Raw genomic sequence first — 24,516 nt, forward strand, 5'->3', positions numbered from 1 at the left:
CTTTTCACCAGTGGCAGTGGGCGCTATATCCTATCCATGTTTGCAGATATCCTTCGCCGCCTTACCGCGCCCGCCCCCGACCACCTGCCCGATGCCGACGCCCGACTTGCGCTGGCGGCACTTCTGGTGCGCATTGCGCGCACAGACGGTGATTATGCCGCCATCGAAATCGCCCGCATCGACCGGATTCTGGCACTCCGCCACGGGCTGTCGCCCACTGATTCCGCCGCTCTGCGCCGCGACGCCGAGACGTTGGAGGAAGAAGCTCCCGACACCGTCCGCTTTACCCGCGCCATCAAACAGACAGTGCCGTATGAGGATCGTGTCAGCGTGGTCGAGGCGCTTTGGGACATCGTATTGGCCGACGGGGTGCGCGACGATGACGAAAACGCGCTGCTGCGGCTTGTCGCTCCGATGCTGGGGCTGAACGACCGTGACAGCAATCTGGCGCGCCAACGGGTCGAAGCGCGCCGGTCCTGACCCCGCTCCGGGGGCCCGGGTGGCAAGACTCTGGCGGTTCCCTTGCGTCATCCGACGTTTCTGGATTGCAATCCCGGCGACGATCCGCCCTACTTGCGGCCAACTTGTACCGAACGGACCGCATCCACCTTGACCCCTCCGCCTGTCATCGAAATCCGCGACCTGCACAAAAGCTATGGTGCGCTTGAGGTGTTGAAAGGCGTCGACATGATCGCACCACGCGGCCATGTCGTATCGCTGATCGGATCTTCGGGGTCGGGTAAATCCACACTTCTGCGCTGTGCCAACCTGCTTGAGGACAGCCAACAGGGCGATGTCCTGTTCGAGGGTGAACCGATCCGCTGGCGTGGTACGGGCGCCGACCGTCACCCCGCCGACCGTGCACAGGTCACGCGGATCCGCACCAACCTGTCCATGGTCTTCCAGCAGTTCAACCTGTGGTCGCACATGACAATCCTGCAAAATGTGATGGAGGCGCCGGTGACGGTGCTGAAACGCAATCCCGTCGAGGTCGAGGCGAAGGCCCGAGAATATCTCGACAAGGTCGGCATCGGCGACAAATGCGATGCCTGGCCCGCGATGCTGTCGGGCGGCCAGCAACAGCGCGCGGCGATTGCCCGCGCCCTTTGCATGGAGCCCCGCGCCCTGCTGTTCGACGAACCCACCTCCGCGCTCGACCCCGAGCTTGAGCAGGAAGTGGTCAAGGTGATCAAGGCGCTGGCCGACGAGGGGCGCACAATGCTGCTGGTCACCCACGACATGAAACTGGCCGCCGACGTCTCGGATCACGTGGTTTTCCTGCATCTTGGAAAAATCGAAGAGCAGGGCCCGCCCGAGGCGCTTTTCGGGGCACCGTCCAGCACGCGCCTGCAAAAGTTTCTCAGAGCCGGTCAGGCCGCCTGACCGGTCAATCATACAGAGTAAAAGGTTAAATCAGGGAGCAACCAATGAAGAAACTCATCCTTTCCACCGCCGCACTGGCCCTTTCCGCCGGTATGGTCATGGCCGATGCCCATTCCAAAACCATCCGCATGGGCACCGAGGGCGCCTATCCTCCGTATAACTTCATCAACGATGCCGGCGAGGTCGACGGATACGAGCGTGAGTTGGGCGATGAAATGTGCGCCCGTGCAAAACTGACCTGCGAATGGGTTACCAACGACTGGGACAGCATTATCCCCAACCTCGTGTCGGGCAACTATGACACGATCATCGCGGGGATGAGCATCACCCCTGAGCGGGACGAGGTGCTCGATTTCACCCAGAACTATCTGCCGCCCGATCCATCGGCCTTTCTGGCCATGGAAGGCGTGATGATGGATGATGTCGTCGTGATCGCGGCCCAGACCGGCACGATTCAGGCCTCCCACGTCGCCTCGATGGAGGGCAAGACACTGGTCGAATTCGCCACCCCCGATGAAACCGTCGCCGCCGTGCGCAACGGTGAGGCGGACGCGGTGTTGGCCGACAAGGCGTTCCTCGTGCCGGTGGCCGACGAAGGCGAAGATGTGGCGCTGATGGGCGACGATGTCATGCTGGGCGGAGGCATCGGCCTTGGAGTGCGGGAATCCGACACCGAGCTGAAGCAGACATTTGACGCCATCATTGGTGAAATGAAGGCCGACGGCACTCTCAACACCATGATCACCAAATGGTTTGGCGAAGAAGCTCTCACCTTCTGATCAACAAGTGCGCCGGGGCCGCCAGATCACGCGGCCCCGGTTTCTTCTTTGTATAAATACTCAAATTCAACGCCGCAAAATGGTGACCGCCGATCTTTTCCTGCACCGACCCAAAGACCCTTGAAGGTCTGCACTGGCTTGCCTGCTATCTGACCACCGGCAAGCATATGGCGTTCTATGGCTCTTTTGGAACGGTGCTGTTGCTGCTGGCCGTGACCGCGCCGGCCGCGTTGATCTTCGGCTTTGCAGGCGCGATGGCGGCGCGGTCGCCGATTGCCCCGCTGCGCTGGTTCGGCAAGGGTTACACTGCCATTGTGCGCGGCGTACCTGATATTGCGTTTTTCCTGTTCTTCGTGATCGCGGTGGATCAGGGCATCGAATGGCTGCGTCACCAGATCAAATGCCCGGATTGGGATATGCCGATCCGTCAGGGCAATGACTTTGTCGTTTGCACACAGGCCAAGATGCCCCTGTCGAACAGTGCGCAATGGGTGCACGAGGCCTATGGCTTTGCCATTGCGGTGTTTACCTTTGCCATCGTGTTCGGCGCTTTTGCGGCCAATGTACTTTATGGTGCAATGCGCGCGGTCCCCAAGGGCCAGATCGAAACCGCCGAGGCCTATGGGCTGTCGCGCGGTCAGACGTTCTGGCGTATCCTTGTGCCGCAGATGTGGATCTTTGCCCTGCCCGGCCTGTCGAACCTGTGGATGATCCTGATCAAGGCAACGCCGCTGCTGTTTCTTCTGGGGGTTCAGGATATCGTCTATTGGGCGCGCGAGTTGGGCGGTTCGAAAATTCAGGTTTACGACTATCCGCACTCCGACTGGCGGCTGTATTATTTTCTGGCGCTCCTGGTGTTTTATCTCGCACTTACAAAAGTTTCTGAAATCGTTTTGGCCCGTCTGACCACGCGCCTTTCGCATGGGCAGGCCACGCTTGCGGGCGAAGCGCAAAGGCGCGCGGCATGAGTTGTCTTGACACCATTCAGGCCTATGCCTTCCGCTCGATCGGGTTCGGTGAACGTCTGTTGCCGCGCAGCGACTTTACCCTGTGCGATCAGTTCACCCTGATCGGGTCGGGGATGATCTGGAACATCTATTTCGGCATCGTCGCGCTTGCCTTCGGATTTTTCCTTGCCACGGCCGTGGCTCTGGGCAAGGCGGCACGCAACCCGTTGATCCGCAAACCTGCGGATTGGTTCGTCTTCCTGTTTCGCGGCTCGCCTTTGTTCATCCAGTTCTTTCTGGCCTATGAAACCTTCGTGCTGCTGCCGAAACTGGGATATGACCTGAACTTGGGGTTCACCGAAATCACCCTGACCACCGGGTTTCTGACCAAGGCATGGGCGGGCGCGCTGATCGTGTTGTTCCTGAACACCGCCGCCTATTCCGGCGAGATCTTCTTTGGCGCGCTGCGTTCGGTCCCCCGGGGCGATATCGACGCGGCGGATGCCTATGGGCTGTCGGGCTGGGCGCGCTTTCGGCGGATCACATGGCCGACCATGCTGCGCCTCGCCTGGCCCGCCTATACGAACGAGGCGATATTCCTGTTTCACGCGACCACGCTGGTTTATTTCAGCGGCTTTCCGGCCTGGCAGCAGCGCGGCGATGCCCTGTATTACGCCCGATATTTCGCCGACAAAACCTTCAACCCGTTCATTCCCTATCCGATACTGGCCGGATATTTCATCCTGCTGACGCTCTGCGTGATCGGCATCTTCGGGCTTGTGAACAAACGCCTGAACCGTCATCTGCCACAAGACCGCCGCACAAAGCTGCGGTTTCGCCCACAGGTAATCCGATGAATCTTGACGACCATCCCGAAATCCGCACGATCCGCGTCGGCGCGTCCGATCTGAACGGGCAACCACGGGGCAAACGGATGCCCGCCCGCATGGCCTCCAAAATGATGGAGGAAGGATCGCGGTTTCCGCTTTCGGTGATGTTTCTCGATATCTGGGGCGAAGACGTCGACAACAGCCCCTTGGTGTTCCAGTCGGGCGATCCTGACGGTGTGCTGTTTCCCACTGAACGTGGATGGATCCCAATGCCCTGGCTGGAGGCGCCGACCGCGCTTCTGCCGATGTGGATGTTTCACGAGGACGGGAGCGCCTTTGCAGGCGATCCGCGCCATGCTCTGGCGGGCGTGCAGCGACGGTTTGCCGAATTGGGGCTGACACCCGTGGTCGCGACCGAGCTTGAGTTTTACCTTATCGACGATTCAGGCAAGGATCTGCGCGCCCCCAAGGCGCCCCGGTCGGGCAAACGCCGCTCGGGCGCTGAAATCCTGTCGCTGCGCGCACTCGATGCCTGGGATGTGTTCTTTACCGATCTTTATGACGCCTGCGAGGCGATGGATATTCCGGCTGAAACCGTGATCTCCGAGGCGGGAACCGGCCAGTTCGAAGTCAACCTGACCCATGTGGCCGACCCGTTGAAGGCCGCCGATGACGCCTACCTGTTCAAGATGCTGGTGCGTGGCATGGCCCGCAAACACGGGTTCGCCGCGTCCTTCATGGCCAAACCCTATCCCGATTTCAGCGGCAACGGCATGCATACGCATTTCTCGCTGCTTGATCGGGACGGAAACAATGTCTTCGATAATGGCGGTCCCGAAGGCTCGGTTCTGTTGCATCATGCCATCGCTGGCTGCATGGCCGCGATGCCGGGATCGACGCTGCTGTTCGCGCCCCATGGCAACAGCTATGACCGGTTCGTGCCAGGTGCGCATGCGCCCACGGCAATCGCCTGGGGCTATGAAAACCGCACCGCTGCGATCCGTGTGCCCGGCGGCAATCCAAAGGCCCGGCGGATCGAACACCGTGTCGCGGGCGGCGATGTGAACCCCTATCTGATGCTGGCCAGTGTCCTTGGTGCGGCGCTGAACGGGATCGAGGACGGCGTGATGCCACCGCCGCCGATCGACGGGAACGCCTATCTGCTGGACCTGCCCCGCATGCCCACCACATGGGAAAGCGCAATCGAGGCCTTCGAGGCAGATCCGCTGATGCGACGTATCCTGCCCGAAAGCCTGATCACAAACTTCGTGCTGACCAAGCGGCAGGAACTGCATTATCTGGCCGAACTGACCGACGACGAACAAATCGAGCTGTATCTGGATACGGTTTAGAGCCTCCGCCCAAACCTGCCTCAGACCCCTAGCCGGTCGCGCAGTCCGTACCACGTCATCGCCAGCGCCAGCAGCGGCGCGCGCAGTGCCGCCCCACCCGGAAACCGCCGCGCCGGAATCCGGGCCATGGTGTCAAACTGCGCCGCATCACCTTGTACCACCGCCGCAATCATCCGGCCCGCCATCACCGCCATGGCAACCCCATGACCGGAATATCCCGACGCGGTATACACCCGGTCGCGACGCGCAAAATACGGCATCCGGTTCATCGTGATGGCCAGCGTGCCCCCCCAGGCATGGGTGATCTTCACGCCATTCAGCTGCGGATAGATTGCCAGCATCGGCTGCGAGACAAGCCCGGCAATGTCCTTGGGAAAACGATAGCCATAGCTTTCGCCGCCGCCAAACAGCAACCGGCGATCCGCGCTCATCCGCCAGTAATTCACCACAAACCGGTCATCGGCCACGGCCACATCGCCGGGCAGGATCTCGGGGTTGTCCAAAGGTTCGGTCGCGATGATGAAATTATTGATCGGCATCACCCGCGCCGCCACCTGCCCGTCCAGCCCGCCCAGATATCCGTTGCAGGCCAGAACCACATGGTCTGCCTCAACATGGCCGGCATCAGTCTCAACACGGTGACGCGGTCCCGGCAGGATGCGGCGCACGGTACTGTTTTCGCAGATACCAACCCCCGCCGCCTGCGCCGCCCGCGCCAGCCCGAGACAGAACCGCAGCGGATGGAGATGTCCGGCCCCCCGGTCCAGAATACCGCCTGTGAATGCAGCAGAACCGGTCAGTTCACCGACCCCGGCAGGGTCCAGCGGGGTACAGAGATCATAGCCGTAATCGCGCGCCAACCGGTCGGCCTGACGGCGGGCGTGATCTGCCGCCTTTGCGCCGCGCACCGCATGGGCGACGCCCGGGCGGTACCCGGCGTCGATGGAATGTTCTGCGATCAACTGGCGCACCGTATCCTTGGCCGCCTCGGCAATCTCCCACAGGGCGCGGGCATCGCCCGGGGCATGACGCTCCAGCCAGTTCTGATCCTGCCGCTGGCCACTGCCCACCTGCCCGCCGTTGCGCCCCGATGCGCCAAAGCCGACGCGCTGCGCCTCAAGCAGGGTCACCGAGAACCCTGCCTGTGCCAGATACAACGCCGCCGACAGCCCGGTATATCCGCCACCGATGACGCAGACATCGGCCCGCGCCGCCCCCTGCAACGGCGCAAAAACCGGCAGCTCCGGCGTGGTCTCGGCATACCAGCTTGCCGGATATACACCGGGGCGGTCATTGGCGGTCAACAGGTCCATCCCGGCCAGATAGACGGCACTCCCCCTCACGGCAAGCTCGCCCGAACCGCGAAATCGTGATATTCTTCGACGAAACGGAGAATGCGATGGGCGAACCAACCCGCGTGCTGATCGGCACCACCAAAGGTGCATTCATTCTTAACAGTGACAGAACCGGCGCGGTTCGGTCCCTGCAAGGGCCGCTTTGCGACGGCTGGCCGATCAACCATATGATCGGCGACCCGGAAACCGGCGATCTCTGGGCGGCAGGCGGCGGAGAATGGCAGGGCGCGGGTGTCTGGCGATCACGCGACGGGGGCGACACCTGGACCCTGTCGAAACTGGCCAACGGTCAGGCCGACGAATGGCTGACGGCAAGCCCCGAATTGGCCGAACAACTGGGCATGACGCCGGCACCTCCAGCACCGTTCAGCGGCGAAGTTGTAAACCTGTGGTCGCTGGGACGGACGGGCGAAACACTTTATGCCGGGGCGAAACCGGCCGCCCTTTTTGCCAGTCAGGACCGGGGAGAAACATGGAATCGGGTGCAGGGTCTGTCGGATCACCCATCCTCGGATGGGTGGGAGCCGGGCGCGGCGGGTCTGACATTGCACACGATCCTGTCCGATCCGGGCGATCCGGCGAAACTGTGGATCGGCATTTCCGCCGCCGGAGTGTTCGCCAGCGAAGATGGTGGCGCGACGTGGGACAGGCGCAACCGACTGTCGAACGCGGTGCCGCCCGACACGCACAGCCACCCCGCTGCCCCCTGCGGCAATCAGACCGGTTTATGCGTGCATAATCTGGCTCTTTCCCCGGGCGACCGGTTGTACCAGCAAAACCACCACGGCACCTATCGCAGCCGGGATGGCGGGCGCACATGGGACGATATCACCGCTGGTCTGCCATCGACCTTTGGCTTTCCCGTGGCGGTGCATCCCGAAGACCCGGACACCCTGTGGGTCTTGCCATTGAACGGCGACAGCGCCGGGCGTTTCCCTCCCGATGCCTCGGCCGCCATTTGGCGGTCCAGCGATGGCGGCGACACATGGGCGCGCTGTGGCAATGGCCTGCCGCAGCAGGATTGTTTCTTTACCGTCCTGCGGCAAGGGATGGTCGCAGACCCTGCGAACCCCGGAGCGGTCTATTTCGGCACCAACACCGGCAGCGTCTTTGCCACAAAGGACAGCGGCGACAGTTGGCGCGAGATCGCCCGCCACCTGCCTGCCATCCTTTGCGTCGAAACGGTTTCCGCCGCCTGACAGCCAGATCAGCGCGGCCCCGACCGCTGGAGCAACCCGATATACTGGCGCAGCAGGGACGCTCGGCGCGGGCGGAACGTCTCATCCGTCAGATCGGACGACAGTATCCGGTCGGTGAGAAACTGGCGGAAATCCTGTCTGAGCTGGCAGAACGCCAGCAAAACAACTGCCCGGTCGGTATAGACAATGGACAACGGCAGCACCCGCCGCTGGGTCTGCACCCCGTTCGCATCGCCATAACCAAGATCAATCGCGCGTTCATCCCAACAGGCCCGGCGCAGCATCGACAGATTGATCGACGCGACCGGGGGGCGATCGAAACGATGCACCTTGACCACGGCATGAACGGCCTGTTGCTGGGCGCGTTCGGGCAGAGTGGCGATGATCTTGGACAGGGCCGATTCCGCCGCCTTCGCCAGTTCAGGATCGCCCCGCGCCCCCACCTCGGCCAGACCAAAGGCCAATGCCTCGATTTCGGTCCGGGTAAAGCTTTGCGGTGGCAGTGCCGGATCTTCGGTCAGGCGGTATCCATAGCCCGGTGCACCGTCGATCACCGCCCCCGCCGCGCGCAGGCTGTCGATATCGCGGTACAGCGTGCGCGCAGACACCTCGGTTTCATCGGCCAGACGCGCGGCAGTGACCGGGGCGGGCAGACTGCGCAGTGCCTGAAGAAGCCGCAAAAGTCGGTCGGATCGTGCCATGAACGCTCCTGACGGAAACTGTCAGCAGTGGCGGTCTATAAATGCGGCATGTCAATATGAAAGGATACGAAATGCTGACCCTCTATCACGCACCGCTTAGCCGTTCGTCACGCATCCTGACGCTGCTTGACGAATTGGGCGCGCTCGACAAGGTGGATGTCAAAGTGGTGACGATCCGCCGGCAAGACGGCAGTGGCGGGCGCGATCCGAACAACCCCCACCCCGAAGGCAAGGTGCCCTATCTGGTGCACGACGGGGTCGGCATCCGCGAATCCAACGCGATCATGCAGTATCTGTGCGAAATGTTCCCCAAAGCCGGGCTTGCGCCACAACCGGGCGACGCGACGCGCGGCGCGTTCCTGGCCTGGATGGCGTGGTACGGCAACGTGATGGAGCCGGTTCTGGTGATGAATGCGGTTGGAGTCGAAAATCCGTTGCTCGCGAAAACCTTTGGCGGCACGGATGAGATGACCGGGCAGATTGAAACGGCGCTGTCGAAAAAACCCTATCTGCTGGGCGATACTTTTACTGCGGCCGATCTGATCGTCGTCTCGGCCTATCTGTGGATGCCGCAGATCACGCCGGACATTCCCGTGATCCGCGACTGGATTGAACGCTGCGGCGCGCGCGCATCGCTCAGGCGGACGCAACAGCGCGATACAGCCACGATGGCGGCGTAAACCGTCACACGTTCAGCAAGAGATGTTCGCGTTCCCAAGGTGAAATGACATGCAGGAATTCTTCGTATTCACTGCGTTTCACGATCGAATAGACCCGGGCGAATTCATGTCCCAGCAGTTCGTGCAGATCGGTCGCGTCATCGAACAGATCAAGCGCGTCGAACATGCCGCGGGGGATTGCCTCTTCCGCGGCATAGGCATCACCGGCGAATTCCGGTGTCGGTTCAAGCTTTTGCACCATACCCAGGTATCCGCAGGCCAGCGATGCCGCGATTCCCAGATAGGGGTTGCAATCCATGCCCGCCAGACGGTTTTCAACCCGCCGCCCCTGCGCGTCCGAAATCGGAATCCGGATTCCGGTGGTGCGGTTGTCGCGCCCCCATTCCAGATTGATCGGCGCAGAGTGGTCTTTCACATAGCGCCGGTAACTGTTCACATAGGGTGCCAGCATTGCGATGACGGAAGGTAGATGGTGCTGCATTCCGCCCAGAAAATGCCGGAAGATCGGTGTTTCGCCCCCATCGGCATCGGAAAAGATGTTCTCTCCCGTCACCAGATCCTCGACCGAGTGGTGAAGGTGCATCGCACTGCCCGGCTCATTCTCGATCGGTTTCGCCATGAAGGTGGCGAAACAGTCGTGACGCAACGCAGCCTCACGGATCAGGCGTTTGAAATAGAAGACTTCATCGGCAAGCTTGACCGGATTGCCGTGCCGCAGGTTGATTTCCAACTGCCCCGCGCCGCCTTCCTGCGTGATGCCGTCGATTTCGAAACCCTGCGCCTCGGCATAGTCATAGATATCGTCGATCACCGGGCCGTATTCATCGACCGCCGACATGGAATAGGCCTGCCGCGCCGCAGCACGCCGCCCGGTGCGCCCCATCATCGGTTCGATCACCTGACCGGGATCAATGTTGCGGGCGACCAGATAGAACTCCATCTCCGGCGCGATGATCGGTTTCCAGCCCTTGGCGTGATAGGCCTGCATCACCCGTTTCAGCACGTTGCGCGGCGCGGTCGGCACCGGTTCACCGGTTTGCAGATAGGCGTCGTGAATCACCTGCAACGTCCAGTCCGCCGTCCATGGCGCGGCTGTGGCGGTGGAATAATCCGGTGTCAGGATCATGTCGGGCTCGGTAAAGCCCTCGGCCCCCGCCGCCTCGGCCCAGCCGCCGGTGATTGTCTGAAAGAAGATCGAATTGGGCAGGAAAAACTGCTTTTGCCGCGCGAATTTGCTGGCGGGCATCGCCTTGCCCCGGGCGATTCCGGGGATGTCGGAGATGATGCATTCAACCTCGTCCAGACGCCGCCCTTCGAGAAACTCCTGCGCGGCCCGGGGGATTTGGCTTGTCCATTCGGTGTCAGGCCTGTTCATGTGCCGCCGCCTTGAGAAATTGCGCCAGCATCAGGCCGACCGCCCCGTTGTCGACCGGTTCGTGCAACACCGCCATTGCCTGTTCCAGCAGCGGATCGGGCACCACACCGCGGCCGCGATGTTCGATCAGCCCACCGATGAAATCATTGTCGAATTCCGGATGTGCCTGAACGGTCATGATCGTGTCACCATAGCCAAGGGCCGCATATTCGCAGAAGTCATTACGCCCCAGAACCCGCGCGCCGGGCGGCAAAGTGACCACCTGATCCTGATGCCAGGCGTTCATCACCACATCGCGTCCATCAAAATCATAGGCGGTGCGCCCCACGGCCCAGCCACCAGAGAACTTTTCAACCCGCCCCCCCAAGGCCTGCGCGATGATCTGATGGCCGAAACAGATGCCGACCATGGGCCGTCCGCCCGCGTGAACATCGCAAATGAACCGCTCCAGCGGCGCGATCCAGTCGTGATCCTCATAAGCGCCGTGGCGCGATCCGGTGATCAGCCAGCCATCGGCGTCATCCATCGACGCAGGCATCTGCCCATCGCAGACAAGATAAGTGGAAAAGGTGAAATCGTGCCCTTTCAGAAGACGGGCAAACATGGCGGGATAATCGCCTGTCACGGGTTTCAGGGCGTCCGGGGCAAGCCCGGTCTGAAGAATGCCAATATGCATGGGTCACCGGTTGCAAGACTTTGCACAGACTAGGCGGCGCGCAAGCGGCGTGCAAGCCGTCAGAAACCGGTGATGGCACCGACCGCGCCGCAAGGGAAGAGATTGCACCCGGCGGCGCACAGAGCTAGCGTCACTGCACATCCGACAGGAGCAAAATCATGCACGACGACGCCAAATCCTGGGCCCCCAACAGCTGGGAAGCCCGCGCCGAAGCGAACACATTCTATGGCTTCACCGATCTTCCCTCGGTGGAACAACGCGGCACCGTGGTTCTGACCCACGGCAAAGGACCGTACGTCTATGATGTGCATGGCCGCGAATACCTCGATTCAAATTCTGGGCTGTGGAATATGGTCGCCGGCTTTGATCATCCCGAATTGGCTGCCGCCGCGAAGGCGCAGTATGATCGCTTTCCGGGTTATCATTCATTTTTTGGCCGGATGTCGGACCAGACGGTCATGCTGTCGGAAAAGCTGATTCAGGTCTCGCCGTTTTCCCGGGGCCGGGTCTTTTATACCAACTCGGGGTCCGAGGCGAATGACACCCTGGTCAAGATGCTGTGGTTCCTTGGCGCGTCCGAAGGTCAGCCGCAAAAGCGAAAGATCATCACCCGGATCAATGGCTATCACGGGGTCACCATTGTATCGGCCAGCATGACCGGCAAACCTTATAACTCGGTGTTCGGTCTGCCTTTGGATGGGTTTTTGCACCTGACCTGCCCGCATTATTGGCGTGAAGGGCGCGACGGAGAATCCGAGGCGCAGTTCACCGCTCGGCTCGCGCAAGAGCTGGAAGACATGATCGCCCGCGAAGGTGCCGATACCATCGCCGCTTTCGTTGCTGAGCCGGTGATGGGGGCCGGTGGAGTAATTCCGCCGTCCAAGGGCTATTTTCAGGCGATCCAGCCGATCCTAAAGAAACATGGCATCCCGCTGGTGGCCGATGAGGTGATCACCGGATTCGGGCGCACCGGCGAAATGTGGGGCAGTGAGGCCTACGATTTCGTGCCCGACGCTATCATTTCCTCCAAGGCGCTGACTGCGGGATATTTCCCGATGGGTGCCGTCATTCTTGGCCCCGATCTGTCGGACCGGATGCAGGCCGCCGCCGAGGCGATCGAGGAATTCCCCCACGGGTTCACCGCCTCGGGCCACCCCGTCGGATGCGCCATCGCGCTGAAGGCAATCGATCTGGTGGAAAACGGGTTGCTGGACCAAGTGCGCGCGCTGATACCGCAGTTCGAGGCCGGGCTGAACCATCTGGCGCAGATGGACAACATCGGCGAGGCGCGCGGCAAGGGTCTGATGGGTGCGCTTGAGGCGGTCAACGACAAGGCGACCAAGACGCCCTTCGACAGTGATCTGAGCGTTTCAGAACGGATCGCCAACACCTGTACCGATCACGGGTTGATCTGTCGTCCGCTGGGTCAAGCCATCGTGCTGTGCCCTGCCTTTGTGATGACACCCGCCGAGATGGACCAGATGTTCGGACGGTTGGAAGCGGCGTTGAAACAGGTGTTTCCTGAGGTCGGTTGACCCCGGGCGCGAAACAGGAGGACGCAATGCCAAAGGCAATAACCGTCGCGTTGGACAAGCTGGAGGCCGGCGATTGGGAAGCCGCCCATACCATCGCTCAGGATGAATCCGGGGCGTTGGCCGCTTGGCTCCATGCGCATCTGCACCGTGCCGAGGGCGACAATGCAAATGCCGCCTATTGGTATCGCCAGGCTGGGCGCGCGCCCTTCACCGGATCGCTTGAGGAAGAACGCCGCGCCCTGCGCGACGATGCCACGGGCTGAACGCCGTCGGCGGTGCAGGCCCGTATCGCGACAGCCCTATTTGTCGATCTTTGACAGTTTCGCCTGCATTTCAGCCAGTTGCCTGCGGATTTCCTGCAACTCGGTCGCGCTGGTCGGTTCTTCGGCAGGCTCGGCGGATGCATTTCCGATTATGCCGCCGGTCATCGCCTTGATAAACGCCTGTTGCTGCGTGCGCATCGCCTCATAACCCGGCATGCTGGACATCGGATTCAAGACGTTCTCCATCACTTTGGACTGGCCGTTGCGCAGCATGTCGAAGCTCATTGCCAGAAACTGTGGCACCACGGATTGCGCCTGCGTCGAGTAGCTGCGGACAAGATCGGTCAGCACGCCCAACGGCAAGACGTTTTCGCCCTTGGATTCGTGTTCGGCGATGATCTGAAGAAGGTATTGCCGGGTCAGGTCATCGCCCGATTTCAGGTCGACAATCCGAACTTCGCGCCCTGCCCGGATGAACCTGGCAATATCTTCAAGCGTGACGTAATCGCTCGTCTCGGTGTTATAGAGGCGGCGGCTGGCATAGCGCTTGATCAGCAGCGGCGAAGATGTATCGGCCAAGGAAGTCTCCCGGTTTTTGCGGTGCAGCGTCAGCGTATGGCAGTGCTGCACAAAAAGAAAGGGCGAGTGCAGTGCACTCGCCCAGACCTGTCCTCGGCAGGGAGGAGCCTTGAACAGATCGTCAGATCACTTTGCAGTGGTCGCTTTCTTGGCGGCCGTGCTCATGTCGTCGCCCATTTTCTTGGCGGCGGTCGACATGTCCTGCTGAGCGTCTTTGCCAGCGGCCATCATGACTTCGACGGTTTCCATCTGCACTTTTTTCGCAACTTCGGCGAAAGCGGCCATGGATTCGCTGGTCATTTCAGCCTGAGCCGAAGCGAAATCGCTTACCGACTGGCCGTATTCGGCAGGCTCGGTCTTGAGCTTGGAAACGTCGCCCATCTTGGCCAAAGTCGCCTTGGTCCAAGCGGTCGAGATTTCGGTCGACTTTTCAGCGGCTTCCAGCGCCACTTTCGACAGTTTCTCGCCGAAGGCTGCATAGGACTTGAAACCGTCCTGGAAGGCCGACATGTCGATTGGCATTGCGCCCATCATGTCCTGCATCGTCTTTGCGTAGTCTTGTGTTTTCGTAACCATATCAACTCTCCTTCTTGCGGCCTGTGCCGCGTTGTCGTTCTAAGGAGAATATGCATGCTGCAGCGCAGCATTTCAAGTATTATTCTGCACCGCAGCATAAAAATTTGCGGCAATGCAGAATGGCTTTGAATATCAGCCGGTTGTCCCGGACGTCACATATGTTCCCGGTGCGGCGGCGAGAATTTCGCGCCCGTCAGCGCCGGGAATCAGTGCCGTGACCTGTGCGCCAGAGCGTTTGCGCAGCCATGTCTCCCAACGTGGCCACCATGATCCCGGGGTGAATTCGGCGTCAGCGCGCCATGCGGCGTGATCCTCGGGCCAGGCGCTGTTGGTATAGTGGCCGTATTTCTTCTTCGACGGCGGATTGACGATCCCGGCGATATGGCCCGACTGGGACAGGATGAACGTCTTCGACCGGCTGCTCATCTGGCGCATCCCGGCATAGCTCGAAGGCCACGCGGCGATGTGATCGGTTTCGCAGGCGATGGCGCAGATCGGCACCTTGACCTCGGACAGATGCAACGTTTCGCCCAGCAGATCAAACCCGCCAGACGCGAATTCGTTGCGCTGACACAGCCCGCGCAGATATTCCATCGCCATCTTGGCCGGCAGGTTGGTGGCGTCACCGTTCCAGAACAACAGATCGAACGCCGGCGGCGCTTCGCCCAGCATATAGCTGCGGATCGCTGGCTGATAGATCAGGTCGTTGCTGCGCAGATAGGAAAACGTGCGCGACATATAAAATGACTCAAGGATGCCTTTTCGCGTCACCTCGGCCTCAAGCCCATCGACGAAATCGTCGTTCAGGAAGACGCCCACCTCGCCCTGATCCGAAAAATCGGTAAGCGTGGTAAAGAAGGTGGCGGATTTGACCGATGTATCGCCACGCTTTTCCATCAGCGCCAGCGTCAGCGACAGGGTGGTGCCCGCAATGCAATACCCCACAACGTTGGTCTGATCCTGTCCGGTGATCTGTTTCACCTGGTCGATGGCGGTCAGATATCCCTCTTCGATATAGTCGCCCAGCCCGGTTTCGGCAAAGGACGGATCGGGGTTCACCCAACTGACCACGAACAGGGTATAGCCCTGATCGACGATCCAGCGGATCAGGCTGTTGGCGGGTTTCAGATCGAGGATATAGAATTTGTTGATCCAGGGCGGAAAGATCAGCAAGGGAGTCTTGCGCACTTTTTCCGTGGTCGGGGCATATTGGATCAGTTCGAACAACCGGTTGCGGTACACAACCGAGCCTTCGGCAGTCGCGATGTTTTCGCCCACGCGAAACGCCTTCTTGTCGGCCAGACTGACCAGCAGTTCACCATCCGACGCCTCGATGTCGCGCACAAGGTTCTCCAACCCGTCGACCAATGACTGACCTTCGGTCTCCACCGCCTTGGCCAGCGCCTCGGGATTGGTGCCGAGAAAATTCGTCGGGCTGAACATATCCGCGATCTGCTGGGTAAAGTAACCGATGCGGCGCCGGTCGCCATCGCTCAGCCCATCCAGCGACGCCACCGCCTCACTCATGGCATCGGCATTGAAAAGATACTGCTGCTTGAGAAAGTTGAAATAGGGGTGTGAGTCCCACATCGGATTCGAAAATCGTCTGTCGCTGGGGCCGGTATCGACCGGCGCGGCAATCTTTCCCGACGCCAAAGTCTGTTGTGCCTCTACGTAATGTTGCATCGTGCGGGCCCAATATCCCACCTGTCTCTCAAAAATCTTGGCCGGGTTGGACATGATTTCAGAGATATAGGCGGCTGCGGTCTTTTGAAACAAATCCTGTCCCGGACCTTGCAACGCCTTGGGGACCTGACGTTTATCGGACATCGCCGCGAGCAGACGCTTGGAAAGTTCTTCGACCTTGACAAGGTTCCGGGTGAGCAGTTCGCTGTGCTCGTGCCCGCCACTCTGCCCGTCGGTCCCGGAATCATTTGTTGTCATGTTGAGTTTTCCGCCCTAGTTTGCTGCACAGCAGCATAAATCGCATGTCTCCATCATAGCTGTCTTGGGTCGATGGTGCAAAAGCGATGAATATGTCCCCGACAAGCACGACCGGCCATGCCGGTATCAAGGAGTAACATGCGGTATACGCCGACTTACGATATCATGGAAACGATGCGCAACACCAACCAATGGCTGGGCGCGACGGCAACGGCGATCGGCAGCAACCCCGCGACGGGCCTTGTACCTAATCCGTTCTTTCGGATGCTGGCTGCTTGGGGCGAAGTGACCGAACGCGCCTTCTCGCGTATGGTGGCCAAGCCTGATTGGGACATCGACAGCATTCTCAATTTTGATGGCCGCGACATGGTGGTCACCGCCAAGCCCGAACTCAGACTGCCGTTTGGCGATCTTATCCGCTTTGATGTGTCGGGCCGCCCCGCGCGCAGCCGGCGCATCCTGCTGGTGGCACCAATGTCGGGGCACTATGCCACGCTGTTGCGTTCCACCGTGGTCAGCCTGCTGCCCGACGCCGATGTCTGGATCACCGACTGGCACAATGCCCGTGACATTCCGGTCAGCGAGGGCAAGTTCGACGTCGAGGATTACACTCAGTATCTGGTCGATTTCATGCGGCACATGGGCCCCGACACCCATGTGATCGCCGTCTGTCAGCCCGCGCCGCTTGCGCTGGCCGCCACCGCCATGCTGGCCGAGGATTCGCCCGAGGCGCAGCCCGCGACCCTGACCCTGATCGGCGGACCGATTGATCCCGACGCGGCAGATACCGATGTCACCGATTTCGGGCGTCGCGTCACCATGGGTCAACTTGAGAGGTACGTGATTCAGCGTGTCGGGTTCAACCACGCGGGCGCAGGGCGGCTGGTCTATCCGGGTCTGCTGCAACTGTCGTCGTTCATTTCGATGAACACGGAAACCCATGCGCAGGCGTTTACCAATCAGATCATGAAGATAGCCCAGGGCGAGGCAGGCGAACACGACAAGCACAACAAATTCTATGACGAATACCTTGCCGTTATGGACATGACGGCGGAGTTCTATCTTTCAACCGTCGAGCGGGTGTTCAAAAGCCGCGATATCGCACGCAACGATTTCACGGTTGCCGGGCGCGTGGTCGACATTGGCAAGATCACCGATGTGGCGGTCAAGATTGTCGAGGGCGAGAATGACGATATCTCCGCGCCCGGTCAGTGCCTTGCGGCCTTGCCGCTGCTGACTGGCCTGCCGGATTCGAAAAAGTTCAGCCATCTGGAGCCCGGTGCCGGACACTATGGCATCTTTGCAGGCAAAAGCTGGCGCAACAACATCCGCCCGCTGGTGCTCGATTTTATCGATAGAAACAGCAAAACGACCCCGGCCCAGCCGAATGCCGCCCAACCGGTCGCCGCAAGATCCGACCAGACATCAGTTTCGACTGCCGAAGTTCAGGAAAGTCCGGCGACCCCTAAAGTCGCGCCTGCCGCCCCCAAGGCCGAAGCTCCGGCAAAGCCGACGCAAGCGGATATTCCACCAACCCCTGTGAAGGCCGAAAAACCGGCCAATATCGACACGCCGGTAAATCCGAAAAAGGCTGAAACTCCGGTCAAAGCCGACAGTCCGGCAAAACCGGTTTCGGCTGAAGTTGTGGCAAGCCCGGCAAAGGCCGACGTTTCCACGGCTCGCGCAACGGCTCCGACAAAACAATCAAAGCGCGCCAAGACAAAGCGAGCGAAATAACCGCTCAGCCCAGAAGCCGCGACGGCACTCCGTCGCTCAGCCAACTCTTCAACGCCTCGGTCACTGTATCGGGGCGTTCGACCATCGGCAGATGCCCGGCACCCTCGACCACCACCAGCCGGGCGCGGGGCACCAGACCCGCCATGAATTCGTGGCGGCGCGGCAGATACAGGGTGTCTGCGGCACCGCACAACACCAAGGTCGGCACCTTGACGCCGCGCAGCGTGCGCTGCTGATCGGGCCGTCGTTGCAGTGCCGCCGCATGGCGCAGATAAGTCTCCGCCCCCAGATCCTTTGCCATCTGGCGGGCGAATTCACCGATCATCACGCGGTATTCCCCGGCTGCGAAACACTCATCCGGCAGTTCTTCGGCCAAAACGTCATTCAGGCGCCCGGCCTTGGCACGAGCGATCCGCAGATCCCGTTGCGCGGCACCGGGCGGGGTTTCGGCAAGGCAATTGGTGCAAAGCAGCGCCAGACGGCTGACCCGTTCCGGCGCGCGGCGCTGGATTTCGGCGGCCACCATGCCGCCCATACCGTGCCCTGCCAACGCAAACCGGTCGGGCGCACCCTGCAAAGCTGCCTCGGCCATCGCTTCGATGCTGGCCGCCGCGCCATAGCGGGGCAGATACAACGGATGATCGGCGGACAGAGCCTCGATCTGGGCGCCCCAGACCCGCACATCGGCCACGAATCCGGGAAGAAGGACCAGAGGATCGCTCATCCGTCCGTCTGGCCCTGAGTTGCCGTCATGATTGAAGGATTGTGCATCCCGCGCACCCTAGGATCACTGCGGACAGGTCGCAAGCGGCGCATGGGTGCCCGATGACAGGATTTTTCACCTGGCCGCTATCCGCCTTGGCGCATTGCAAAATATGAAGACCCTGCTCTGCTGCGTCGGCGAAGTCTGGGCGCGATGAACCATAACCTTGTCGCCAACCGCATTGCCGCCATCGAACGTATTGCCACCGCATCTGTCAGCCGGTTCGACGTGGCGATATTCACCCCGTCGCTAGGCAGCCGTGGCATGGTCTGGCGCACTCAACTCCCGCGCGGGTTCGCTCAGGTCGTGACGAGGACGTGAGCCGCAAAGGACAATACATCGAACCTGCGCAGGTCGATTTCGGTGGCATCGGCGCTCAGCAGCGCAGTCGCCAAACTCTCGTGCCTACGCCGTCAATTCGCGCCGAATGCCCCCCGTGGCGGTTTGCGCCGCAACCGGAAAAACGCCACGTCCTGAACATATCGCGCAAAGCAGGCCTGTTCATCAAAAATTTGGACATATCCCGAATTCTCAGGGCAGTTTTGCAATCCAATCTGATGCAATCCGTTGCACCGGATCTGTAAGGCCCGGGCTCAGGATATCGCCCGCGATCACATGCGAGAACGGATCGTTGCCCGACGGCACATCAATCGGGTTGAGCGTCACCGGCCCGCCCCACCGCGCCGCTAACCGGCGGGTTTGTTTCTCGTTGACCACCCGGTCGCCGTCCGAAAACAGAAACAGTGCGGGCGTGGTCACCCCCGAGTAGTCAAGACCCCGCGCATAGCGCACCAAGGCCGCCATCGGCACCAGTGCCACAGTTGGATAGCTGGTGGTCCAGTATTTCGCGTGGTCCGCGTTCAGCGGTGTGAGGTTGCGCTCGGCTCCCGCGATCAGTGCCGCCCACCAGCGCACCCCGGGCAGGGACAGCAGGATCGACGCGGGCGCCGCGAGGCCAAAGTTCGGCGAGATCAGGACCAATGCCTCAACCCCCTGAGACAGTTGCGGATCTTGCGCCGCGACGGCCGCCAATGTGCCGCCGGTCGAGGTGGCGATGATGATGATCCGGTCGCCGATCCGACGGGCGACTTCCAGCGCCTCGGCCACATCGTTCATCCAGTCCGCCACCCGGGGTTCGGCCATCGCCTGACTGGTGCGCCCATGTCCGGCCAGCCGGGTATAGACCAGATTCGCACCCAGATCGGCCGCCACGAGATCGGGAACCGGGCGAATCTCCTCCGAGGTGGCGGAAAAACCGTGCAGATAGACGATCACCCGATCCGTCCGCACACCCGCACCGTTCGCCCAGATCACGCGTTTTTCAACGCCCGGCGTGATATCGTCAAAGCCACTTTCCACACCGACAAGATAGGCGTCGATATCCTTGCCGATGGATGCGCCGTCAAAGGTGACCGCAGTCACCACCGGCTCGCGCGGGACCAGAAGAAATACCAGCACCACAGCCAACAGGACCGCCAGACCGCCACGCATGAACCATCGGACGGGGCGCCCCATCAGGTGATATCCGCGACAGCGGTCTCGATCATCGCCAGGCATTCGGGCGTGGAAAATCGATGATCCGCACCTTTCACCAGCAACAACCGTGCGTCCGGCGATTGCAGATGATCCAGCAGCCGCAACGCCACCGACATATCCACATCGGCATCTGCCGTCCCCTGCAAAAGACGCACTGGCCCGCGAAGTTCAAGTGATGCACGAAGAACGAGGTTCAAGCGACCGTCCTCTATGAGTTTTCGCGTGACCACATAGGGGCCGTCATCGTATTCGGACGGCAGTTCCACGCGCCCGTCCCGCACCAGTGCCGCGCGCTGGTCGTCGCTGAAACCCACCCACATACTGTCTTCTGTGAAATCAGGCGCCGCCGCGATACCGACAAGCCCGGCAACCCGGTCAGGCATCGACCGTGCCACCAACAGCGCGATCCACCCCCCCATGGATGACCCAACCAGAACCTGCGGCCCCTCGGTCAGGGCCTCGATCGCGGCCATGGCATCCTCGGCCCATTCGCCGATACATCCCTCCTCAAATGCACCCGACGATTGACCGTGCCCGGAATAGTCAAAGCGCAGGAAAGCGCGGCCCATTTCTCGGGCAAAGCTTTGAAGATGCACCGCCTTCGTTCCCTGCATGTCGGACTTGAAACCGCCCAGAAACACAATCCCCGGCCCCTTGCCGGAAGAGTGCTCATAAGCGATCCGCCGACCTGCGGCTGTTTCGAGATAATCGACCATGGGCTCCCCTTTTGCACCCATCGTGCCGTGCGGGCGGCGCGGATGCAATCGGCGATCAGAACCCCTGCTCCACCTCGTTCAACCCCTGACCGATCCAAACCGCCGCCAGTGCCATCACCGCAAAGACCACCAGCGTCACCATGACCCCCGCAAGCGATGCCAGCGCGCCGAATATCCCGGACCCCAAAAGGATCACACCGATCACCGTATTGGTCACCGCCGTATAGGGGGCGCGCAGCTCGGCGGGGGCCATATCGACCAGATAGGTTGAACGCGCCTGTCGTACCCCGTGATAGGCCACCATCAGCACAAACAGCACCAGCGGCAGCGCCCAAAGCCTGCTGCTCAGCCCCGCCAGATGCAACGCCACCGCCCCAAACAGCGCCAGCGCCGTCACCAGGCCGCAAAGTTGCAGCACCCGCCTGCTGGAACGGTCCGACAACCGCCCCCAGCCCCAGGAACTGAGCAACGATGCAAGCGCCGAGGCGAGCACCAGCGCCCCCAGACGGTCGAACCCGCCCTGCCCGGCCTCTTGCCCCAGCAGCACCAGATATGGCGGTGCAAGCGCTGATCCGGTCAACAATCCGCGCGTCGCAATAAACCGTACCAGTTGCGGTTCTTCGCGCAGCAGCCGAAATTGCGACCAAGGCGTATCTGTGGTTTCCCCCGGATCGGCCTCTTCGTTCAGCGTTGAAAACAATGCGGCCGCGGCCAGCCACAGAGCGGCGGCAAGGGTCATCGCGGCCAGCACCAGAACCATCCGGTCAACCGCGCCGGTCATCAGCGCCAGCGCAAACAGGATCACGCCAACCGAAGCGGCTGAACTCGCAAATCCCGTCGCCGCGCCGCGCCGCGATCTGCCCACCGTGCGGCCCAGAATGTCCTTATAGCTGACCGAACAGATGCTGCGCGACACTGCCAGAACGGCCAGCAGAACGCAGACGGCAATGCCTGCGGCCGCACCCGTCAGCGTCAGACCGGCGGCCACGATCCCTGCGGCCGCCACGGCTTGCCCGACGGACCCGGCGACCCAGACCCATTTGCGGCGCGCCATTGCGGGCAGACGGGGCGCGGTAAAAATCTGCGGCAACAGCGCCCCCGCCTCGCGGATCGGCACCAGAAGCCCGACAAGGAACGCCGAGGTGCCCAACTGTCCCAGCATCCATGACAAGACAAGTTTAGGATCAATCAGTCCATCGGCCAGTTTGGTCATCGCCAGCGATCCGGCATGACACAGCAGGTTTCGCGGCTCACCCGGCGCAACACCCCGGGCATCGGCGTCCTGCCCCGAAATTGCGCGAAATGTTTTTGCGGTCAGTGAACTGGTCAATGCAGCCTCGCTTACTGGTCCATTGGCGGTCGCAGCCCACACCCTGCTCGACTATGCGCCGGGTATTTCTGCCTGTCACCTGACGGTCAGCATACCCGAAGCTGGCGGCAGAAACGATATCACCGAAGTGGCGAAGGATTGGCGCGCGCTTGACAGCCTGCGCGCCGCCCTGCATGTCATGATCCGATCAATTCGCATCATAAACCCGCAACCGGGCGTTTCGTAGGCGCCAAAACGACGAGGAGCATGGGCCATGACCCAGATTTCCCTGACATTTCCCGACGGCAACGCACGGCAGTTCGACGCCGGAATCACCGCTGCCGAAGTTGCCGCATCGATCTCCACCTCATTGGGGAAAAAGGCGGTCTCGGCCAATCTGGACGGCGCGCACTGGGATCTGGCCTGGCCGATCGAGAATGATGCGGCCATCGCGATCAACACCATGGCCGACACTGCGCCGGGGCTGGAGCTGATCCGTCACGATCTGGCGCATATCATGGCCCGCGCGGTGCAGGAACTCTGGCCGGACGTCAAAGTCACCATCGGCCCGGTGCGCGACTATGGCTGGTTCTATGATTTCGACCGCGCCGAGCCGTTCACGCCCGAGGATCTGGGCGCGATCGAAACCAAGATGAAACAGATCATCGCCGCGAAAGATCCGGTCAGAACCGAAATTTGGGACCGCGAGCGCGCCATTGCCCATTACAAGGCCAAGGATGAACCCTTCAAGATCGAGCTGATCGACCGCATCCCGGGCGACGAACCCCTGCGGATGTATTGGCACGGCGATTGGCAGGATCTCTGCCGTGGTCCGCATCTGCAAAACACCGGTCAGGTTCCGGCGGACGGGTTCAAGCTGATGAATGTCGCCGGGGCCTATTGGCTGGGGGATTCCACGCGCCCGATGCTGCAACGGATTTACGGCGTGGCCTTCAAAAGTCGCGATGACCTGAAGGCGCATCTGACGATGCTGGAAGAAGCGGCGTTGCGCGATCACCGAAAATTGGGCCGCGAGATGAACCTGTTCCACATGCAGGAGGAAGCGCCGGGTCAGGTGTTCTGGCATCCGAACGGCTGGACGATCTATACCACGCTGCAGGATTACATGCGCCGCAAACAGCGTGCGGCCGGCTATGTCGAGGTGAATACCCCGCAAGTGGTCGACCGCAAACTGTGGGTGCAATCCGGCCACTGGGACAACTATCAGGAACATATGTTCATCGTCGAAGTGGACGAAGAACACGCCCGCGAAAAATCGATCAACGCCCTGAAGCCGATGAATTGCCCCTGCCATGTGCAGATTTTCAATCAGGGTCTGAAATCCTATCGTGACCTGCCCCTGCGCATGGCCGAGTTCGGCTCCTGCTCCCGATATGAGCCTTCGGGTGCTTTGCACGGGATCATGCGGGTCCGTGGTTTCACGCAAGACGACGCGCATATCTTCTGCCGCGAAGATCAGATCGAATCGGAATGCGCCGGGTTCATCGAATTTCTGTCGTCGGTGTATAAGGATCTGGGATTCGAAGAGTTCGAGATCATGTTCGCCACCCGCCCCGAAAAACGGGTCGGTACGGAAGAAAGCTGGGACAAGATGGAAGCCGCGCTGGAAAGCGCGATCCGCAAGACCGGGCATGAGTTCACACTGGAACCGGGCGAAGGCGCGTTCTATGCCCCCAAGCTGGATTTCAAATTGACCGACGCTATTGGCAGAGTCTGGCAGTGTGGCACATTTCAGGTCGATCCCAATCTGCCCGAACGGCTTGGCGCGACCTATATCGGTGAGGATTCGCAGAGGCACCGCCCCTATATGCTGCACCGCGCCTGTCTGGGCAGTTTTGAGCGGTTCATCGGCATCCTGATTGAAAACTGGGCGGGCAAGCTGCCGTTCTGGCTGGCTCCGCGTCAAGTTGTCGTGGCGTCGATCGTGTCGGATGTTGACGGCTATACCAACGAAGTCGTGGCCGCGCTGAAGGCTGCCGGGATCAGGGCCGAGGCGGACACCCGCAACGAAAAGATCAACTATAAGGTGAGGGAACATTCGCTTGGCAAGGTGCCGGTGATCCTTGCCCTTGGTGCACGCGAAGTTGAAGAGCGCAGCGTTTCCATGCGTCGGCTGGGTGACAAGCACAGCCGCACGCTTTCGCTGGAACAGGTGATCGCCGATCTGTCCGCCGAGGCGAAGGCCCCCGATCAGCGCTGACCGGGTGACGCGACAGGGCGCCGGGGATCTATGCCCGGCGCCAGAGAGCACCAGTCATCG

At 61.1% G+C, this 24,516-nt stretch carries 24 protein-coding genes and 1 pseudogene; 14 read left to right on the forward strand and 11 right to left on the reverse strand.

The window, feature by feature from the left end; all coding sequences use genetic code 11:
• Positions 1–36 precede the first annotated feature (36 nt).
• The 6 genes from FQ320_RS00515 to FQ320_RS00540 all read left to right on the forward strand — a co-directional run bounded on the left by FQ320_RS00515 (position 37) and on the right by FQ320_RS00540 (position 5,291).
• A complete protein-coding gene (locus FQ320_RS00515) occupies positions 37–480 on the forward strand; it encodes a TerB family tellurite resistance protein (RefSeq protein ID WP_148469488.1) in 444 nt (147 codons plus the stop codon).
• Positions 481–609: 129 nt separating this feature from the next.
• Positions 610–1,383, forward strand: a complete 774-nt coding sequence (locus FQ320_RS00520) for an ABC transporter ATP-binding protein (protein ID WP_148468970.1) — start codon at positions 610–612, stop codon at positions 1,381–1,383.
• A gap of 44 nt (positions 1,384–1,427) precedes the next feature.
• Positions 1,428–2,162, forward strand: coding sequence for a transporter substrate-binding domain-containing protein (locus FQ320_RS00525; RefSeq protein WP_148468972.1), 735 nt, complete (start codon positions 1,428–1,430; stop codon positions 2,160–2,162).
• Between the two features lie 92 nt (positions 2,163–2,254).
• Positions 2,255–3,130, forward strand: coding sequence for an ABC transporter permease (locus FQ320_RS00530; protein ID WP_148468974.1), 876 nt, complete (start codon positions 2,255–2,257; stop codon positions 3,128–3,130).
• The gene (locus FQ320_RS00535) at positions 3,127–3,966 is read left to right on the forward strand and encodes an ABC transporter permease (protein ID WP_148468976.1); all 840 of its coding nucleotides are present in this window, start codon (positions 3,127–3,129) and stop codon (positions 3,964–3,966) included. Before FQ320_RS00530 ends, FQ320_RS00535 begins: the two co-directional genes overlap by 4 nt.
• Entirely contained in the window at positions 3,963–5,291 is a 1,329-nt protein-coding gene (locus FQ320_RS00540) for a glutamine synthetase family protein (protein WP_148468977.1), read from the forward strand. Before FQ320_RS00535 ends, FQ320_RS00540 begins: the two co-directional genes overlap by 4 nt.
• A 20-nt stretch (positions 5,292–5,311) precedes the next feature.
• Here FQ320_RS00540 and FQ320_RS00545 read toward each other — a convergent pair whose 3' ends face one another.
• Positions 5,312–6,604: an FAD-binding oxidoreductase gene (locus tag FQ320_RS00545; protein WP_148469490.1), complete on the reverse strand. Its 1,293-nt coding sequence runs from the start codon at positions 6,602–6,604 to the stop codon at positions 5,312–5,314.
• Positions 6,605–6,690: 86 nt separating this feature from the next.
• Here FQ320_RS00545 and FQ320_RS00550 point away from each other — a divergent pair, with 86 nt between their 5' ends.
• A complete protein-coding gene (locus tag FQ320_RS00550) occupies positions 6,691–7,845 on the forward strand; it encodes a sialidase family protein (RefSeq protein ID WP_148468979.1) in 1,155 nt (384 codons plus the stop codon).
• An 8-nt stretch (positions 7,846–7,853) separates the two neighbouring features.
• Here FQ320_RS00550 and FQ320_RS00555 read toward each other — a convergent pair whose 3' ends face one another.
• The gene (locus FQ320_RS00555) at positions 7,854–8,546 is read right to left on the reverse strand and encodes a YafY family protein (protein ID WP_148468980.1); all 693 of its coding nucleotides are present in this window, start codon (positions 8,544–8,546) and stop codon (positions 7,854–7,856) included.
• Between the two features lie 71 nt (positions 8,547–8,617).
• On the opposite strand from FQ320_RS00555, the gene FQ320_RS00560 reads away from it, so the two are divergent.
• Positions 8,618–9,226: a glutathione S-transferase family protein gene (locus tag FQ320_RS00560; protein WP_148468982.1), complete on the forward strand. Its 609-nt coding sequence runs from the start codon at positions 8,618–8,620 to the stop codon at positions 9,224–9,226.
• Positions 9,227–9,230: 4 nt separating this feature from the next.
• Here FQ320_RS00560 and FQ320_RS00565 read toward each other — a convergent pair whose 3' ends face one another.
• Together FQ320_RS00565 and FQ320_RS00570 are read right to left on the reverse strand one after the other, a co-directional pair.
• Positions 9,231–10,601 carry a glutamine synthetase family protein gene (locus FQ320_RS00565; RefSeq protein WP_148468984.1) on the reverse strand — a complete coding sequence of 457 codons (1,371 nt, stop codon included), beginning with the start codon at positions 10,599–10,601 and terminating at the stop codon, positions 9,231–9,233.
• Positions 10,588–11,277: a type 1 glutamine amidotransferase gene (locus FQ320_RS00570; RefSeq protein WP_148468985.1), complete on the reverse strand. Its 690-nt coding sequence runs from the start codon at positions 11,275–11,277 to the stop codon at positions 10,588–10,590. Before FQ320_RS00570 ends, FQ320_RS00565 begins: the two co-directional genes overlap by 14 nt.
• 158 nt (positions 11,278–11,435) lie before the next feature.
• Here FQ320_RS00570 and FQ320_RS00575 point away from each other — a divergent pair, with 158 nt between their 5' ends.
• Positions 11,436–12,812, forward strand: coding sequence for an aminotransferase (locus FQ320_RS00575; protein ID WP_148468987.1), 1,377 nt, complete (start codon positions 11,436–11,438; stop codon positions 12,810–12,812).
• A gap of 26 nt (positions 12,813–12,838) precedes the next feature.
• On the forward strand, positions 12,839–13,075 hold the full coding sequence (locus tag FQ320_RS00580) for a hypothetical protein (RefSeq protein WP_148468989.1): 237 nt from the start codon (positions 12,839–12,841) through the stop codon (positions 13,073–13,075).
• Positions 13,076–13,111: 36 nt separating this feature from the next.
• Here the strand turns inward: FQ320_RS00580 and phaR are convergent, their stop codons facing one another.
• The 3 genes from phaR to phaC form a co-directional block, all read right to left on the reverse strand.
• On the reverse strand, positions 13,112–13,654 hold the full coding sequence (gene phaR, locus FQ320_RS00585; protein ID WP_148468990.1) for a polyhydroxyalkanoate synthesis repressor PhaR: 543 nt from the start codon (positions 13,652–13,654) through the stop codon (positions 13,112–13,114).
• Positions 13,655–13,780: 126 nt separating this feature from the next.
• Positions 13,781–14,230 (reverse strand): Phasin, encoded by a 450-nt coding sequence (locus tag FQ320_RS00590; RefSeq protein ID WP_148468992.1) that lies wholly within the window; start codon positions 14,228–14,230, stop codon positions 13,781–13,783.
• Between the two features lie 132 nt (positions 14,231–14,362).
• Positions 14,363–16,174 carry a class I poly(R)-hydroxyalkanoic acid synthase gene (phaC, locus tag FQ320_RS00595; RefSeq protein WP_148468994.1) on the reverse strand — a complete coding sequence of 604 codons (1,812 nt, stop codon included), beginning with the start codon at positions 16,172–16,174 and terminating at the stop codon, positions 14,363–14,365.
• A 138-nt stretch (positions 16,175–16,312) separates the two neighbouring features.
• Here phaC and phaZ point away from each other — a divergent pair.
• Positions 16,313–17,569: pseudogene (gene phaZ, locus FQ320_RS00600) on the forward strand (polyhydroxyalkanoate depolymerase); the annotation flags it as partial.
• A gap of 346 nt (positions 17,570–17,915) precedes the next feature.
• Here the strand turns inward: phaZ and FQ320_RS00605 are convergent.
• Complete coding sequence (locus tag FQ320_RS00605) at positions 17,916–18,635, reverse strand: alpha/beta fold hydrolase (protein ID WP_148468998.1); 720 nt, start codon at positions 18,633–18,635, stop codon at positions 17,916–17,918.
• Positions 18,636–18,827: 192 nt separating this feature from the next.
• Here FQ320_RS00605 and FQ320_RS25460 point away from each other — a divergent pair, with 192 nt between their 5' ends.
• Entirely contained in the window at positions 18,828–18,995 is a 168-nt protein-coding gene (locus FQ320_RS25460) for a hypothetical protein (protein WP_187393728.1), read from the forward strand.
• 210 nt (positions 18,996–19,205) lie between these two features.
• Here FQ320_RS25460 and FQ320_RS00610 read toward each other — a convergent pair whose 3' ends face one another.
• From FQ320_RS00610 to FQ320_RS00620, 3 genes are read right to left on the reverse strand one after another with little or no spacing between them, the layout of a single operon-like run.
• On the reverse strand, positions 19,206–20,189 hold the full coding sequence (locus tag FQ320_RS00610) for a carboxylesterase (protein ID WP_148469000.1): 984 nt from the start codon (positions 20,187–20,189) through the stop codon (positions 19,206–19,208).
• Positions 20,189–20,926: an alpha/beta fold hydrolase gene (locus tag FQ320_RS00615; RefSeq protein ID WP_148469002.1), complete on the reverse strand. Its 738-nt coding sequence runs from the start codon at positions 20,924–20,926 to the stop codon at positions 20,189–20,191. The genes FQ320_RS00610 and FQ320_RS00615 overlap by 1 nt, the downstream gene beginning before the upstream one ends.
• A 55-nt stretch (positions 20,927–20,981) precedes the next feature.
• On the reverse strand, positions 20,982–22,256 hold the full coding sequence (locus FQ320_RS00620) for an MFS transporter (RefSeq protein ID WP_148469003.1): 1,275 nt from the start codon (positions 22,254–22,256) through the stop codon (positions 20,982–20,984).
• 22 nt (positions 22,257–22,278) lie between these two features.
• Here FQ320_RS00620 and FQ320_RS00625 point away from each other — a divergent pair, with 22 nt between their 5' ends.
• Positions 22,279–22,482, forward strand: a complete 204-nt coding sequence (locus tag FQ320_RS00625) for a hypothetical protein (protein ID WP_148469005.1) — start codon at positions 22,279–22,281, stop codon at positions 22,480–22,482.
• Positions 22,483–22,509: 27 nt separating this feature from the next.
• Positions 22,510–24,456, forward strand: a complete 1,947-nt coding sequence (gene thrS, locus FQ320_RS00630; RefSeq protein WP_148469007.1) for a threonine--tRNA ligase — start codon at positions 22,510–22,512, stop codon at positions 24,454–24,456.
• The last annotated feature ends 60 nt before the right edge of the window (positions 24,457–24,516 follow it).

The sequence above is a fragment of the Oceaniovalibus sp. ACAM 378 genome, assembly GCF_008085915.1.
Taxonomy (GTDB): Bacteria; Pseudomonadota; Alphaproteobacteria; order Rhodobacterales; family Rhodobacteraceae; genus Oceaniglobus.